The sequence below is a fragment of the Paenibacillus sp. N119s genome, from assembly GCF_059447605.1.
Genome location: NZ_JCAJRU010000103.1, coordinates 1 through 16,116 on the forward strand (window position 1 = coordinate 1; position 16,116 = coordinate 16,116).

15 protein-coding genes are annotated in these 16,116 nt (G+C 46.1%); 10 read left to right on the plus strand and 5 right to left on the minus strand.

Annotation, left to right across the window (positions count from 1 at the left end; translation table 11 throughout):
• Positions 1-805 (plus strand): carboxylesterase family protein (locus AC5V8P_RS13295; RefSeq protein WP_495473674.1); only part of this gene is annotated, 805 nt, incomplete at its 5' end.
• Between the two features lie 62 nt (positions 806-867).
• Here AC5V8P_RS13295 and AC5V8P_RS13300 read toward each other — a convergent pair.
• Positions 868-1,653: a polysaccharide deacetylase family protein gene (locus AC5V8P_RS13300; RefSeq protein WP_064795423.1), complete on the minus strand. Its 786-nt coding sequence runs from the start codon at positions 1,651-1,653 to the stop codon at positions 868-870.
• A gap of 309 nt (positions 1,654-1,962) precedes the next feature.
• On the opposite strand from AC5V8P_RS13300, the gene AC5V8P_RS13305 reads away from it, so the two are divergent.
• Entirely contained in the window at positions 1,963-2,340 is a 378-nt protein-coding gene (locus AC5V8P_RS13305) for a hypothetical protein (RefSeq protein ID WP_064795422.1), read from the plus strand.
• Between the two features lie 112 nt (positions 2,341-2,452).
• Here the strand turns inward: AC5V8P_RS13305 and AC5V8P_RS13310 are convergent, their stop codons facing one another.
• A complete protein-coding gene (locus AC5V8P_RS13310) occupies positions 2,453-2,773 on the minus strand; it encodes a hypothetical protein (RefSeq protein WP_063207902.1) in 321 nt (106 codons plus the stop codon).
• A gap of 193 nt (positions 2,774-2,966) precedes the next feature.
• Between AC5V8P_RS13310 and AC5V8P_RS13315 the strand changes: the two genes are divergently transcribed.
• From AC5V8P_RS13315 to AC5V8P_RS13340, 6 genes are all read left to right on the plus strand, one after another.
• Positions 2,967-3,932, plus strand: a complete 966-nt coding sequence (locus AC5V8P_RS13315; RefSeq protein ID WP_064795421.1) for a carbohydrate ABC transporter permease — start codon at positions 2,967-2,969, stop codon at positions 3,930-3,932.
• Positions 3,929-4,750 (plus strand): carbohydrate ABC transporter permease, encoded by an 822-nt coding sequence (locus AC5V8P_RS13320; RefSeq protein WP_013369899.1) that lies wholly within the window; start codon positions 3,929-3,931, stop codon positions 4,748-4,750. The genes AC5V8P_RS13315 and AC5V8P_RS13320 overlap by 4 nt, the downstream gene beginning before the upstream one ends.
• Before the next feature lie 119 nt (positions 4,751-4,869).
• On the plus strand, positions 4,870-6,237 hold the full coding sequence (locus AC5V8P_RS13325; RefSeq protein WP_064795420.1) for an ABC transporter substrate-binding protein: 1,368 nt from the start codon (positions 4,870-4,872) through the stop codon (positions 6,235-6,237).
• A 255-nt stretch (positions 6,238-6,492) separates the two neighbouring features.
• Positions 6,493-7,077, plus strand: coding sequence for a TetR/AcrR family transcriptional regulator (locus tag AC5V8P_RS13330; protein WP_063207916.1), 585 nt, complete (start codon positions 6,493-6,495; stop codon positions 7,075-7,077).
• A 24-nt stretch (positions 7,078-7,101) separates the two neighbouring features.
• On the plus strand, positions 7,102-8,466 hold the full coding sequence (locus AC5V8P_RS13335; RefSeq protein WP_064795419.1) for an HlyD family secretion protein: 1,365 nt from the start codon (positions 7,102-7,104) through the stop codon (positions 8,464-8,466).
• Position 8,467: 1 nt separating this feature from the next.
• Positions 8,468-9,691, plus strand: coding sequence for an ABC transporter permease (locus AC5V8P_RS13340; protein WP_064795418.1), 1,224 nt, complete (start codon positions 8,468-8,470; stop codon positions 9,689-9,691).
• A gap of 102 nt (positions 9,692-9,793) precedes the next feature.
• Here the strand turns inward: AC5V8P_RS13340 and AC5V8P_RS13345 are convergent, their stop codons facing one another.
• Positions 9,794-11,563 carry a glycine betaine ABC transporter substrate-binding protein gene (locus tag AC5V8P_RS13345; protein WP_064795417.1) on the minus strand — a complete coding sequence of 590 codons (1,770 nt, stop codon included), beginning with the start codon at positions 11,561-11,563 and terminating at the stop codon, positions 9,794-9,796.
• On the minus strand, positions 11,538-12,761 hold the full coding sequence (locus AC5V8P_RS13350; RefSeq protein ID WP_064795416.1) for a quaternary amine ABC transporter ATP-binding protein: 1,224 nt from the start codon (positions 12,759-12,761) through the stop codon (positions 11,538-11,540). Before AC5V8P_RS13350 ends, AC5V8P_RS13345 begins: the two co-directional genes overlap by 26 nt.
• Before the next feature lie 514 nt (positions 12,762-13,275).
• Here AC5V8P_RS13350 and AC5V8P_RS13355 point away from each other — a divergent pair.
• Together AC5V8P_RS13355 and AC5V8P_RS13360 are read left to right on the plus strand one after the other, a co-directional pair.
• Positions 13,276-13,839, plus strand: a complete 564-nt coding sequence (locus tag AC5V8P_RS13355; protein WP_063207928.1) for a GbsR/MarR family transcriptional regulator — start codon at positions 13,276-13,278, stop codon at positions 13,837-13,839.
• Between the two features lie 152 nt (positions 13,840-13,991).
• A complete protein-coding gene (locus AC5V8P_RS13360) occupies positions 13,992-15,473 on the plus strand; it encodes a carboxylesterase/lipase family protein (RefSeq protein ID WP_064795415.1) in 1,482 nt (493 codons plus the stop codon).
• A 140-nt stretch (positions 15,474-15,613) separates the two neighbouring features.
• Here AC5V8P_RS13360 and AC5V8P_RS13365 read toward each other — a convergent pair.
• The coding region (locus AC5V8P_RS13365; protein WP_495473675.1) for a methyl-accepting chemotaxis protein at positions 15,614-16,116 on the minus strand (503 nt) is incomplete at its 5' end.

The window sequence follows — 16,116 nt, forward strand, 5'->3', positions numbered from 1 at the left end:
AGGTGAAATTCGGAAGCTTGTTGATCAATTTACAACTGGCAAAGCGACTTTTGATGGGGTTACTTTAACCTATGCGGACTATGCACCAGCAAAAGACAAAGTGAAAAACCCTTTGGTGATCTGGCTGCACGGGATGGGAGAGGGAGGTACAGATCCGACGATTCCAATTTCAGGTAATAAAGCAGCGAATTTTGCCTCTAAGGATATTCAATCTTATTTTGGCGGAGCTTATGTGTTGGCACCGCAGGCCCCAACCTACTGGATGGATGGTTTTACAGGCTTTGGTGACGGAACCTCAAAGTACGAGCAAGCCCTGATGTCCTTAATTAAGGACTACGTGGCCAAGAACAAAGACATTGATACAGACCGAATCTACATTGGCGGAGACTCTAACGGCGGATACATGACGATGCTGCTGATCCGTGATTATAAAGATTATTTTGCAGCAGCTGTGGTGGCGTGTGAAGCCTTGAAGGATAGCCTTATCACCGATGAACAAATTAACGAAATGAAGGATCTGCCGATCTGGTTTGTGGCTGCCAAAACCGATACCGTGGTTCCACCCAACGATTATATGATTCCGACCTACAACCGTTTAGTGAATGCCGGAGCAAAGGATGTCCATATGTCGTTATTTGATAACGTAGTGGATACTTCTGGTTTGTACAGGAAAAGTGACAAAACACCGTATGAATACAATGGCCACTGGTCCTGGATTTACGTGTATAACAACGAAGTATCGAAGGTGATTAACGGAAAGAAAACAACGATGATGCAATGGCTGGCCTCCAAAACATTAGACTGAAAAGTATAGAGAGGCCTCCTGCATATTTTATTGCTTAGCTGATCTTTATGTTTCTTGCCCTTTTACTTATTAACCTCAATCAGCCCATCTGGCTTTTCTCGATTAGAGAGTAACTCAGATACAGTGACGAAGGAATAACCTCTTTTCTTGAGCTCAGGGAGAATAATCTTCAGGGCTTCAACGGTTTGTGTACTATGATGTACAAAATCGTGCATGAGGACAATGTCGCCGTTACGGGCGTTGCGAAGCACCTTATTAGCAATACGATTTACGCCCGGCTTTCGCCAATCTAGGGTGTCCTGATGCCAGGACCATAAAATAATTTTCAGCCCCTTTTCCTTGGCTAGCTTGACGAGTGAATCGTTATAAGAGCCGCCTGGTGGTCTAAACAGATGGGTCCCCGCACCAGTTGCCTGAACGATACTCGCCTGACCTTGATCCAGTTCGGACAAGGCTTTGTTACGAGAGATATGCTGAAAGGATGAATGAAGGAAGGTATGATTGCCAATTTCGTGGCCTTCCTCTCGTTCCCGTTTTACAAGGTGCGGCAGCTTTTCTACACGGCTGCCTACAACAAAAAAGGTCGCTTTCGCATCATATTTTCGAAGTAAATCGAGAATGGCAGGTGTATTGCTAACGTCCGGTCCGTCATCGAATGTGAGAGCGATGAGCTTACGATGGGTAGGAACTTCCCATACAATGTCTCCCCGCTCCTCGTAATAGGCTCTTCCCTTTGCAGGAGCGGGAGAGGCGTATGAGGTGTTTTGTTCATTAGATAGAATGGGACAAGGACTGACCCACAGCAAAGAAACAGCGATTCCAGCACATAGCAAACGGTTATATTTCATCAGGGTTCTTCTCCGTTCTAATGTTTTCTCACATTAGCTTGCCTAGAAGAAGCGTTCACCATTCCTCATTTCTGAAAATGATCATTTCCAATCACCCAATAAATCACCCGAATATGATCTAGTATATCTTCAACAAGGTACAGATTTGCTGATTATGCTCCGTAGCAGGGCTAGCTTGCTTGTTGATAACATCCTGTGCCCATGTTAAGTTGTACATATCTTGGAAGTCGACGGGATAAGCCGCAAAAGCTGATTTGAGGTCATGGAGCTGCGACTCATTCCTGAACTTCGAACAGGAGATGAGATGGGATGACAACAGATGAAAAAGAGCTGCGAGCCATTAGTCTGACGTTAGAAGCTGGCGAACACATCCGATCTTGCATTAGGTGTACGTATGATTTGCAGCAAAACTCCGAGAAGATACCGCTTTGTGGAATGCTGGCAGTAACGTCTCAACGAATCATCTTTTATTCCTGCACTATGGATCATCCTTGGGTCAAGTTCATTAATTATCACCATATTTCGCTGGCTAAGCTGGAAAAGGATTTGTCGGATACTAGGGGGAACGTCCTGCTGATCCATCGGGGTGAGAATGAGGTATTCTGCCTCCTGCCCAATGGAGAGCGTATCGATCGTTTTGTAGCTGTACTAGAGCAGGAAGCAGGCATCTCCTGTGAGGACCAATAATTATGGAACACAAATAACTAAAACCTCCAACTTCGTAATGTGCCAACAGTAGGCTGCTTACGGATTTGGAGGTTTTTTGTCTTTTAGTTAGAAAGATTGAATGGATTAAGCGCTAGCTCAACAGGACTATAACCAACAAATTAAATAGCACCAGCGGCAGAATGACATTGTTGTAGGCATAGGAACGATAAGGGGTAGGAGTGCCTGGGGAAGGTGAATGATACTGCTGAGGGACTCTCAGATACAGATGATCCGCATCCATATGCACAATCGTTCCTTCATACACATGATGATCCATCGTTTGTACCCTGACTGTACGATTCATGTAGGGGCCCATTTGATGATGTATTTGATCGCGGACTTTCTTGATTTCTTGTTGAAATTCAGGTCTAGCCTGGTATAAAGTTTTCGGACTAACGGTGTTGTACGGCATTCGCCTCTGACCTCCATACTCATAATAATGATATATCGTATGCAGAAGCCTGTGCCCTTGTGCAGGTACCTAGTAAGATAGTTTTTACAAAGAGTCAAAATATTAACATTTTACTCCAGTCCGCTTGATGTTCCCTTTACACCAAAACGATACACTTACTGAGGTTGGTTTGAAAAGAAAGGGGCGTTCCGTTTTGGGTGAACTTAACAAATCTTTGGGACTGGGGACGAGGAGCCAGCAACGGACATCGTCTAAAGCTCGCATACGCACGGGTTCGCTAAAAATTCAAAGATTGCGTGAAAACGCGCTGGCGTATACCTTTTTGGCTCCATCGCTTATTTTGTTTGCTGTATTTATGTTTTACCCGATGATAAAGTCCGTATATCTCAGCTTGCATTCTACAGATCCTGCAGGAAATGTTGCAAATTATGTGGGGCTAGATAACTTTGCTATGCTGTTCAGTTCAGGTCAATTTCTGCAAGGGATTAAAGTCACGCTGCTTTTTGCGTTATTAACGGTACCTGTAGGTATTTTACTGGCGCTGGTACTCGCAGCACTTACACACAGTAAATTACGTGGAATGCGCATCTTTCAATTTGCATTTTCGTTGCCTATGGTATTGTCGGTAGGTTCATCAGCGGTCATTTGGAAATTTCTTTTCCATCCCACACTGGGGATGTTCAACTATGTGCTTTCCCTGTTACATATCAATCCGGTTCCGTGGTTGACCAGCCCGGACTGGGCGCTGTTCTCCGTAGCCATCATGACCATCTGGATGAATCTTGGCTTCAATTACATAATCTTATCGAGCGGACTTCAAGGGATTCCGGATGACATGTACGAAAGTGCCAAAATGGACGGAGCTGGACCGTTGATCACTTTCTGGCGTATCTCGATGCCACTGCTATCACCGACGATCTTTTTTGTGACCGTAGTTTCCATCATTGGTGCCTTCCAGTCTTTTGCTCAAATTAATATTTTGACCAAAGGTGGTCCCGTGAACAGTACGAATGTATTCGTATATTCCATTTATCAGGAAGCTTTCGTTAATTTCCGGTTCGGAACAGGAAGTGCGCAGGCCATTGTCTTGTTTGCCGTCATTTTGCTGCTTACGATGATTCAGTTTAAATGGGTGGAAAGAAAGGTGCATTATCAATGAAACAACACCTGAATTCAACATTACTGTATGTGCTGCTTACGATTGCAGCCGCTCTGATTTTGTATCCGGTGATTTATACATTTTTTATGGCGGTCATGTCACCAGAGGAAGCAAGTGCTTACCCACCAAGCTTTTTCCCGCATTCCTTTCATATGGCCAATTTCACTGAAGTGTTTGAAATCGTTCCGATTGCAGCTTTTATCGGCAATACCTTTCTCATTTCGGGTCTGACAATGATTGGACAACTGATTACAGCCAGCCTAGCGGCCTATGCCTTCGCCAAAATGGAATTCAAGGGGAAAAACTTCATTTTTAGCATGTTTGTCGCCACGATGATGATCCCTTGGGAAGTTACCATTATTCCCAACTATCTGACGGTACGAAGCTGGAACTGGCTTGATACATATCAAGGGTTGACGGTTCCTTTTCTGGCGACGGCATTCGGTACATTCCTGTTAAGGCAATTTTTTCTCCAGCTTCCCAAGGAACTGTTCGAGGCTGCTCGTATGGATGGGTGCGGACATATCCGATATTTCCTGTTTCATGTGCTCCCGTTATCGCGCCCTGCGCTCGGTACACTGGCTGTGTATTCATTTCTGAACATGTACAATTCATATCTCTGGCCTTTGCTGGTCACGAATAGCGAGAATATGCGTACTGTACAGATCGGTATATCCATGCTCGAATTTCAGGAATCGACTTCATGGAATCTCGTGTTTGCGGGTACGGCACTTGTCATTTTACCGTCTCTGCTCCTACTGATCTTTGGACTCAAACAGCTGGTGCGTGGAATGGCAGCAGGTGCGCTTAAAGGCTAATTATAGATGCAAAAGAACAGCAACACCTGCGCAAGCAGCCTATATACAAAGCTTTAACTCACAAGAGGTACGAACATTTCATTCAAGAATCATTTAATCAAAGGGAGAGAAGAGAGATTATGAGATTTTTTCGTTTGAAAAGTGCTTTGACCCTGCTTATTCTGACTGCTATGGTGGTTGCAGCAGGTTGTAGCAACAATACAGCGGCGGAGAAGCCGAGTAATGGTAATGATACGGGGACTGCAGCGGCTTCACCTATAAAGCTGACTTGGTGGCATTCAATGTCCGGCAACGGTGAAAAAGCAATCAAGCAGATTGCTGCTGACTTTAACGCTAGTCATAAGGACATTCAGGTAGAGCCAGTATATCAAGGCAAATACGATGATAGCTTGAATAAACTGAAAGCGTCACTGGGTTCTAATAGCGGACCGGACATCATTCAAGTATACGAAATCGGCAGTAAATTCATGATCGATTCCAAAATGATCACACCTGTGCAACAATTTATTAATGCAGATAAGTTCGATTTGTCACAGCTTGAACCGAATATTACACGATACTACACGATTGATGGTAAATTGAACGCCATGCCGTTCAATACGTCAAACCCGATTTTATATTACAACAAAGATGCCTTCAAAGCCGCAGGACTTGATCCAGCTAATCCTCCGAAAACGTATGATGAATTCGAAAAAGCCGCCAAAGCCTTGAGCAAGAATGGTAAATCCGGTGCATCTATTGCCATCTACGGCTGGTTTATGGAGCAATTGTTTGCCAATCAGAACGCGGACTATGTGAATAATGGCAACGGACGCGAGCAAGCAGCTACGGAATCTCTGCTGAATTCGGATGCTGGTGTAAAAACGCTGACATGGTGGAAGAAAATGATCGATGAAAAGGTCGTATCCAATCTGGGACGTAACTCGGACGACACGGCGAAAGCTTTTTCCGCAGGACAAATTGCGATGACACTGGATTCCACCGCTTCGCTGCGTAATATTGTGGAGCAGGTTGGCAATAAATTCGAAGTGGGCACAGGATTCCTGCCAAGAGCCAATGAAGCAAAAGAAGGCGGCGTGGTTGTAGGCGGCGCGAGCTTATACATCATGAACAACAAGCCTGAGGCCCAGCAAAAGGCAGCATGGGAGTTCATTAAATTCGTCGCTTCCCCAGCAGTACAGGCACAATGGAGTGTGAACACCGGGTACTTCCCGATTACGAAAGCAGCTTATGACGAGAAGGTACTCAAAGATAACATGGTAAAATATCCACAATTCAAGACAGCCGTTGACCAACTGCACGCATCAGCACAATCCACCGCTACACAAGGCGCAGTGATGGGTGTATTCCCAGAAGCGCGTCAAATCGTCGAAGGTGCGATCGAAGCTGTTCTGAGTGGCCAGCAGCAGCCAAAACAGGCCTTGGACCAAGCTGCACAAGAAATTACAGGCAAAATTGCGCAATACAATCAAACAGTGAAAAAATAGTTAGCCCTCCCCTAAAATCAGCTGATAATTCGTAAATGTGCCCCCTTATTAGCTGATTTTATGAAATAACGGATCGAATGAGTGACCCCCTCACTTATTCGATCCGTTTTTGCATTTTTATTTTAGAATAGTCGTTTAGACGAAGTGTCTAAAATGGTCAATTTTACACATTTCCTATTGCTGGATAACTGAATATGGGCTTATAATAAATACATAATTTTTGTACTGGACGGTCAGTTCAAAAAAGGAGGAAGCATGAAACAGCAAACAAAGGAAATTATTTTTAACGGCGCACTCAAAGCTTTTTCCGAACGAGGTTTTAACGAAACAAATATGGAGGAGATCGCTAAGGTATGTGGCATAGCCAAAGGAACCCTATACTACAATTTTAAAAACAAGCAAGAATTGTATATTTACATTTTGAAGATGGGGATGGAGCGTTTTGTCCACGATATCCATGAAGCGATGGCTCAGATTCCTATGGATCAGGTGGAAGTCAGGGTTCGCAAGCTGATCCAGGTACATATTGAGTTTATCGGGAGAGAGCCGGACTTTTGTCGTCTATTGGTCAGTAAGGGATGGGTCTCACAGGAACAGCATTTTAATATTAGGCAGGTGCTGTCAGACTATTTTGATTTTATGGAGGCAGAGATTGATTCCGGCAAGTCCTATGGGAAAATTTCAAGTAAGCTGGATGCAAAAACGACTGCAAATTGTTTATTCGGCATTTACATTTTTACTCCAATGCGGTCGATGGTATGGGGCGAAACGATGAATCCACAGGAAGTTCGCGAAAGTATCGAGGTATTTGTATGTAACGCGCTGGGGATGCAACATTAAATAGACAGGTGGAGTGATGAGAACATGAAAGCTAAAAAATATGCGATTTACATCGTACTTATTGTTTTAATTGCTGTAGGAATCTATGCTTTGACTGCATTCCCACGAGGGAGCGCCAGCTTATCTGCAGATGAGTCTTCTTCTATCCCTACGGCTTATGTAGAATCGGATACGCTCAACGCCAGTTTTAAGATGGCAGGACGTATTGATCAGATGCTGGTGAAAGAGGGCGACAAGGTAAAAAAAGGGCAGGTGATCGCCCATTTGGAAAGCCGTGAGCTGGAAGATAAGGTGAAGCAAGCACAGGCTGCATTGCTGGCAGCCAAAAGCAATGTGTCCAAAGCGAAAGCCAGCGTATTGCAGGCTCAAGCAGGAGTAGGTCAGGCACAGGCTACTGTGAGTGCCGCTCAGGCCAAGAAGAGCCAGGGGGCGACAGCAGTCACTGTGACCGCTGAGGCTTCCTCCAGCCAGATTGAACAGGCCATAGCAGCTTCTAACGCCGCCAAAGCAAAACTGGATGCCCTCAAGAGCGGGGCAAGACCGCAGGAGCTTGAGCAATTGCAAGCATCTGTGAAGGTGGCCAAGGAAACGCTAGACCTGACTGTTAAAAATCTGGAGCGTGCCAAAAAGCTTCAAGAAGCAGGTGCTGCAACCCAGGCATCATTGGATCAAGCGACATTGGAACATCAACAGGCAGTGGCCAAGTATAATGCAGAGTCGCAAAAATTGGATATGGCACGCGAGGGAAGCCGTAAGGAGGAAATTACAGCGGCTGAAGCCCAATACCGTCAAGCCTTGGCTGCCGTGAAGGAAGCACAGGCAGGAGCAGGCAAGGTTGCAGTGCAGCAGGAAGATGTCAAAGCTGCTCAGGCTTCGGTAGAGCAAGCGCAGTCCGCTGTGAAGGCGGCGCAATCGACGGTAGAACAGGCACAATCTGCGGTTGAAGGTGCCAATGCACAGGTAGCCCAAGCGCAAGCTGCACTACAGGAAGCTCAGACCTATTTGAGCTATACTACGCTGCGTGCACCTGAGGATGGGATCGTCAAATCCAAGTCGCTTAGCTTGGGTGAGATGGCTAGCGCAGGATTCCCGGTCTATACCATTGAAACATCCACACAGCGTTGGGCTAAATTCTATGTACCGGAAACATCTCTGCACGGCCTTCAAGCAGGGGATACAGTCCAAGTTAAATTACTGTCAGGTGGCAAGGAGCTGAAAGGCAAAGTCATTCTGTTAGAATCGGCTGCGGACTTTGCTATTCAAAAACCGAGCCAAAGCTCAGGTGACAAGGATGTCCGTTCCTTTGGCGTGAAGGTAGCATTGCCGGATCTTGCTGCTTCGGTTCCAACAGGCTCCACGGTTCTGTTTACAGGCAAAGGGGCGCAGTAATATGCAGGATTCACAGGAAAGACTTCGTATCCGCGATGTGTTTCGCGAGGAATGGCTGAGTATCTTCCGCGATCGCCGCTTTATGGCTATTCTGCTGATTACGCCAATAGTGTATACGATACTGTTCGGCTTCCTGTATTCGCATCAGCGGATTACCGAGATGCCTGTCACTGTGTATGATGGCGATAATTCGCAGCTTAGTCGCCAAATTATTCAGGCGTTCGATGCGACCGATTCATTTGCCGTTACACGGCAAGTGACCAATCAGGATGATGTAGTTCGCCAGGTGGAGACTGGGGAAGCTAAGGTCGGAATTGTCATTCCCGACAATTTTACCACTCGGCTTAAGCATGGAGAAAATCCACCTGTGCTTACGCTGATTGACGGCAGTAATATGATGTATTCCAATAGTGCCAGTCGAATAGCCAATCAGGTCATTAGTAGCGTGAGTGCCGGAGTATCGCTCAATTCCATGAAGCAAAAGGGGATGAACGCCGAACAGGCCGCCTCGACGCTGACTACCATCCCGTTCCGCTCCAGGGTGCTATTTAATCCGGTATATGATTATAAACTATTTATGCCGTTGGGGGTTATTTCTGCGGCTCTCCAGCAGTGTTTGCTGCTTGGTATTGCGTTGTCCTGCACGCGTGATAAGGAAGCAGGGACTTGGGGAAGATTTGGCGCATGGAAAAACACCCCTTGGCGCTTGGCCATTGCCAAGCTGGCACCCTATTATGCGGCAGGGGCTTTTAATGTGCTGACTGTATTCAGTATCAGCGCCCTATGCTTCGATATTCCGTTTAGGGGACAGGTACTGCCATTGATTTTGGTGTCGCTCGTCTTTAACTTTGCCTTGTGCGGATTAGGGTTCCTGTTCAGTCTTTTTTCCAAGACCAGGGTGGACGCAACTCAAACTCTGATGCTCATTGCTGTTCCTTCCTTTATGCTGTCAGGCTATACATGGCCATTGGAAGCAATGCCCGGCTTCTTGCGGGGGCTTGCTGAAATATTGCCGCTGACGTATTATCTGGATGCTGTACGGAACATTACGCTCAAGGGACTGGATATCACATACATCTTTAAAGATATGATCGCTCTAGGTGTCATTGGTTGTGTGAGTCTACTGGTGGCCTTCGTGATCTATCCGTTATTCTTTAGACAGCATCAAACGACAGCGCAGCAAGCCGAAATGCCTGTACAAAAAGGGTTCACACTTAAAGGCTGAGAGCAATTTTAAATATGGATATTCAAAAGGCAGATCGGGAGTAGTCCTGATCTGCCTTTTATTTATTAGTATGGTATAAATAGCGAAAGAAGCCGGAGCCGTTTAGGCTCCGTTATCCTGCAAATCAGTAATGGATTTAACGTTCATATAAGCTGGAACAACCAACCCGGTTTTAACACCAGTCATATTCGCACCCAGATCGTCGAGCTTATCTTTGTATTTAGCCCAGTAATCCGCATGTGTTAACGGCAGCCATGCAGCTGGGGAGGCGTCTACATCACCACTAGCGACACCCGTCCACATAGGACCTGCTTCAACTTGCAGTGCGGTTACTTTGTAACCCAGTTTGTTTTCCATTATATATTTCAGCAAATTAGTACTTGCAATTTCCGAATCCCAAGCTACATAGCTTAGCTTAAAGGTGTCACCGTTGACAGGTTGCAGACCCTGAGTCCATTCCTGTACCTTGTCGGCATGTTTCTCTGCCCAATCTTTGGCAGCTTGTTCTGGACTGGTTCCGGCCTGGATGGCAACCATCATTTCACCCATATCTTCGGACGTCCATTTGAAACGTTTTAGAAACTCATATGCAATGGGAGCATCCTGCTGCAATCCTTTGCGGGCAATCGTATGGATACCCTCAGCTTCACCATAAGACTTCTTAGGGTCTTCCAAATATTTGAGGTCATACTTGTTAAACATCCAGTGAGGAGTCCAGCCTGTAACAATGATCGGTTTTTTCGCCTTGATGGCTTTGTCCAGCGTGGCCGTCATGGCTGCACCGGAACCCTCGACTAGCTTCCAATCAGACAAGTTGTAGTCTTGAATGGCTTTAGCCGTTGACTTCATAATGCCAGCCCCGGGATCAATACCGATAATTTTATAACCAACCTCTGCGCCAACCGTATTGGCAGGTGCACTGCCTTTGCCAGCAGCGGAATGATCTGTTCCAACAAAGTATTGAGATGCGCCAGCGATCAAAATGACTGCTGTAACTGCTGAGGTGATCCATACTTTTTGCTTGCTGGATACACGACTTTTGCCTTTCTTCGTCGGCTTAAACAGGTTTTGCGTAAAGCGGTCAAGCACAATAGCCAGAACGACGACAGCCAAGCCAGCTTCAAAACCTTTACCGATTTGTAGCTGAGTTACAGCACGATACACAACTGCACCGATACCTTCCGCACCGATCATGGAGGCAATAACAACCATGGACAGTGACAGCATAATCGTCTGATTAATACCAGCCATCAAGGTAGGCAATGCCAGTGGCAGCTGCACTTTAAACAGCTTTTGCGCCGATGTCGAACCGAAGGCATCAGAGGCTTCAATCAGCTCATCCGATACTTGCATAATCCCCAAGTTAGTCATACGAATGGTTGGGGGGATCGCAAAGATAACGGAGGCGATCACACCCGGTACAACACCCAGGCTGAAAAAGGTAACCGCCGGGAGCAAGTACACGAATGCAGGCATCGTCTGCATAAAATCAAGTAAAGGCGTGATAAAACGTGATGCTGATTTACTGTATGCACACCAGATCCCGATAGGAATACCGATAACAATGGATACGAGCGCGGATGTAATGACCAGTCCGAGCGTATTCATCGTTTCACCCCAATAGCCGAGATTATCAATCAGCAGGAAGCCGATGACAGTGAACAGTGTAAGCTGTACCCGCCCGATCATAAAGGCGATAATCCCGATGATCACGATGAACACCAAAGGATGTGGAAGCATGAACAAGCCAGAGAAGAAGCCTACTACGGCTTCAATAACCATAGAAATCACATTAAACAATCCAGCCAGATGAATACCCATCCAGTCTACTATGGATTGAATCCACTCAGCGATTGGCAGTTTCGGTATCATGGGCATTCACCTCCTTTGTAGTAGGTACATCTCCACTTAGTGCACCCAGTAAAGCTCCACGGACGATAACGCCCAGCAACTTCTGCTTGTCATCGACGACAGCCACCGGTACCTTCGACGAGCTTGTAATTTCAAACAGATCATTAATGACCGTTTCAGCAGTCACCTGCGGGCCGTCCGTGATCAAAATATCTTCAATCTTCAAATTGTTGCGCAGTGCATGAACAGCATCCTCGGCATTAATAACACCCAGAAGCCTTTTGGTGCGGTCAATGACGAAGAGATTGGAAATTCCACGCTCCCGCATCAATTCCAGGGCTACACGCGGACCACGGTCCATCGTGATGGTTTCTGGACGAAGCATGACATGAGCAGCCGTCAAAACCTTGGACAGATCCACATCCTCGACGAAGCGGGCTACATAAGAGTTAGCTGGTTGGATCATAATTTCTTCCGGTGTACCAATTTGTACGACCACTCCGTCCCGCATCAAGGCAATCCGGTCACCAATTCGCAGCGCTTCATCCAGATCATGGGTGATAAAGACAATCGTTTTTTTCATTTTATCTTGGAGCTCCAGCAGCTCATCTTGCATGTCACGACGAATGAGAGGGTCCAATGCGCTGAATGCTTCATCCATCAGGAGAACTTCAGGGTCATTCGCCAGTGCCCGTGCCAGACCGACACGCTGCTGCATACCGCCACTCAACTCATCGGGCATTTTATCGCCCCAGTTTTTAAGACCAACCAGTTCCAATGCTTGTTGTGCCTTTTCCTGGCGTTGTGCTTTATCTACCTTTTGAATTTCAAGACCATATTCTACATTTTCCAATACAGTCCGGTGTGGGAACAGGGCGAACTTTTGAAAAACCATGCTGATGGTTTTACGACGAACTTCGCGGAGCTGTTCTTTGTTCATCTTACGAAGATCTTTGCCGTGGACCAGAATCTCACCGGAGGTAGGCTCAATCAAGCGATTTAGCATTCGCACCAAAGTGGACTTGCCGCTACCTGATAACCCCATAATTACGAAAATTTCACCTTGCTTAATTTCCATGTTGGCCCGATTCACACCAACAGTAATCTGTTTTTCTTTGGCCAGCTTTTCTTTGCCCCAGCCTTGCTCCAGGAGCGGAACACCTTGCTCTGCGTGAGGACCAAAGAGTTTGCTGACATTTTTGACTTCCAAAATCGTCATACATACACCTCTTCTTTCTATACTTTGCTTGGTATTAACCCCATATTGCATGATGGATTGAGTATAAAAATCATAATTCTGTACATCCTGAACGGTTAATGACAAAAATAATTGTAACAGAAGCATTGCTTACATTTCAAATAAAAAAACTGTTCATAAAGTACGTACAGAAAAAACTGTACAAACTTTCCTTCAATATGCTCCCTCGTTCTTTAGAATGCTCAAACATTCGAAACTTTACAACCGATAGTGCTTTTTTTAAAATAGACAATGAAATATGACCCTAAGAAAAAGATCTATGTATATCCATAATTTTAAAAGTTTACTATCATTAGCAATTTTGCGAATTATGATTTTGAACGATCATGCTGTTGTAATATAGACAGAAGCTTTGCTTTTGAAACATTTCATTGATTATTGAAAGATTTCATATATTGCGTCAAAGCTAATCCTTAACGGGTAAGTCGTTCATACTAGGTTGTGCAAAATGCTCTAAAATTAGGAGGTTGCAAGCATGAGCTTGTACCAGTTAGGTGATGAGCAGCAGGCTTCGCTGCAAAAAATTCGCAAACGTGTCATAGAAGCTATAGGTAAAAACATGGACCTATATGGAATCACTCTGTCTGCGGGACATTTGTACGGTTTGCTTTTTTTTGCGGATAAACCGATGACGCTGGACGAGATGGGCCGTGAAATGGAAATGAGCAAAACGAGCATGAGTACAGGAGTTCGAACGTTGTTGGACCTGAAAATGGTGAACAAGGTATGGAGCAAAGGCTCACGCAAGGATTTGTATGAGGTCGAGTATGACTGGTATCAAACATTTACTGACTTCTTCGCTATTAAATGGAGAAAAGCAGTAGAAACAAATTTATTGGTACTTCGCAAAGCCATCGATGAACTGGACAAATTGATGGCGCAGGGTGAGGAATACGAGGAATTCAAGGCGATTCTTCAGCAAGACCGTTTGAAAATGAAGCAGGCTGTTGCTTATTACAAGTGGCTGGACCGATTGATAGACTCGATGGAAAGCGAAGAAATTTACAAGCTGATTCCGAAAGAAGAGGTTCGGGATTAATCACGAACCGACTGACCTGTCTACAAAATGCCGGAGCGCAAAAGCGCTTCCGGTATTTTTTGGTTTGGCCCTGCGCAGAGGGTATAATAGAGATATGTAAAGAGTGATATTCTACCGTTCTGTTGAACATATGAGATAAAGGAGGGTTCATGATGGAAAGTATTATAGTACATACTCGTTTAGGTCAATTACGTGGGGAAACGAGGAATGGGTATCATGTATGGAGAGGTATTCCATATGCACAGCCTCCTGTTGGCAAACTACGCTTTCACAGACCGCAGCCGTTGGAACCTTGGGAGGGTGTACGGGATGCGACGAGTTTCGGACCTATCTGTCCGCAACCCATGCCCTCCGCTGAAAGTATGACCGGAAATCTGGTGGAACCGCCAGAGCAGTCCGAGGATTGTTTGTACCTGAACATTTGGACACCTGCTTCAAAGGCTACTGAGAAGGGACGCCCAGTGATGGTATGGATCCATGGCGGTGCCTTTGTCACTGGATCTGGGATCATCCCTTTATATGACGGGGAGCGCATGGCGAAGAATGGCGATGTGGTTGTAGTTACGATTAATTATCGGTTAGGGCCGTTAGGATTTTTGCATTTAACTCCAAAGGGAAATGGGCTGACCTCAAATGCCGGCTTGCTGGATCAAATCGCTGCGCTGGAATGGGTTAGGGATCATATCTCTGCCTTTGGCGGCAATCCGAATGAAGTAACGGTATTCGGTGAATCGGCAGGTGCGATGAGCATTGCCGCTTTATTGGCGATGCCGGCCGCAGAGGGACTGTTCCAGCGTGCAATTTTGCAGAGCGGGGCATCACAGGTGTTGCCAACTGCACAAGCCGAGCAAGTGGCGGCTGTGTATTTGCAGCAACTGGGTGTGGACACCCAGCATCCTGAACGATTGTTTACGCTGCCAACGGATGCACTGATGCTCGCTATGGCGAAAACGCATGAAGTCATCGGACCAGGGATGGCGATGATTTATCAACCCGTTGTAGATGGAGTCACCTTGCCGGATGTCCCACTGTCGGCAATTGCCCAAGGCTCTGCCAAACAGGTATCCGTTATGATTGGAACGAACTTGCATGAGGGGGATTATTTCATCCGTAAAGAATCCCATCTTATGAACAGGTCAACAGCATGTCAGGCATTGGAAATGATGACAGGCATGTCTGACATTGGCGACCTGATTGAAGCATTTCCAGTTACGATTAAGGGACAGGCACAAATGCTGACCGATTTCATTTTCTGGCGTCCTGCGTTGGCTCTTGCCGCTGCACAGTCGGAGTATGCCTCGGTATGGATGTATCGTTTTGATTGGACACTGCCGGGACATCCAACTTTCGGACAAGCGGTTCACGGTGCAGAGATTGCTTTTGTTTTCGACAATCTGGAGCTGCTGGGCAAGCTTGGATTAGAGATTCAGCCTTCGATGCAGAAGCTCGCTCATCATATGCAGCAGGCGTGGGTTGCTTTTGCACGTGCTGGGGAGCCCATGCTGCCTGAGAGGGTATGGCCGGAATATAACAGGCAACAGCGAGCTACAGCTATTTTTCATCAGGATATTATGGTGGAACATGATCCGGGAGGGGATAGACGCCGCCAGCTAACAGGGCAGATGAGCATATAGGTAAATACGAGACATGGTCCAAATGATTAACGAAAAAGCCTTCACCCGTATTTTGTATACGGATGAAGGCTTTTGTTAGTAAACAGATACGGCGCTAATTATGCTTGTTTGCATGTAATTGAAATCTTACAGTGTAGAGGTTAAATCTTGAATCGCTTAACAAGCTCTTGTAGATCCTGAGCCATTTTGGACAACTCCTGTGAGGAAGATGCGATCTCCTCCATGGCTGCCATTTGCTCCTGAGCGGCAGCGGAGGTTGTCTGAGAACTGTCGGCCGAATTGCGGGAGAGGCTTGCCAAATGGGTAACAGTGGCGGAAACCTCCTCCGTGCTGGCTGAGATTTGTTCAGCAGCAGCGGATACGCTTTGAATTTGTTCCACGATATGAGAAGTAGAGCGTTCAATATTCGCAAATGCACCTTCTGCGTCCTGACTAATTCGCAATCCCTCACCTACCTGATTACGAACATTACCGTTCATCGTGGCGGTAGAGCGTTGAATCAAGTCGAGCATCTGCGTAATAATCTGACTGATCGAATCGGCGCTTTCCTTGGACTGTTCCGACAGCTTGCGTACCTCTATAGCGACTACTGCAAATCCACGCCCAGCTTCGCCAGCTCTAGAGGCTTCAATAGATGCGTTTA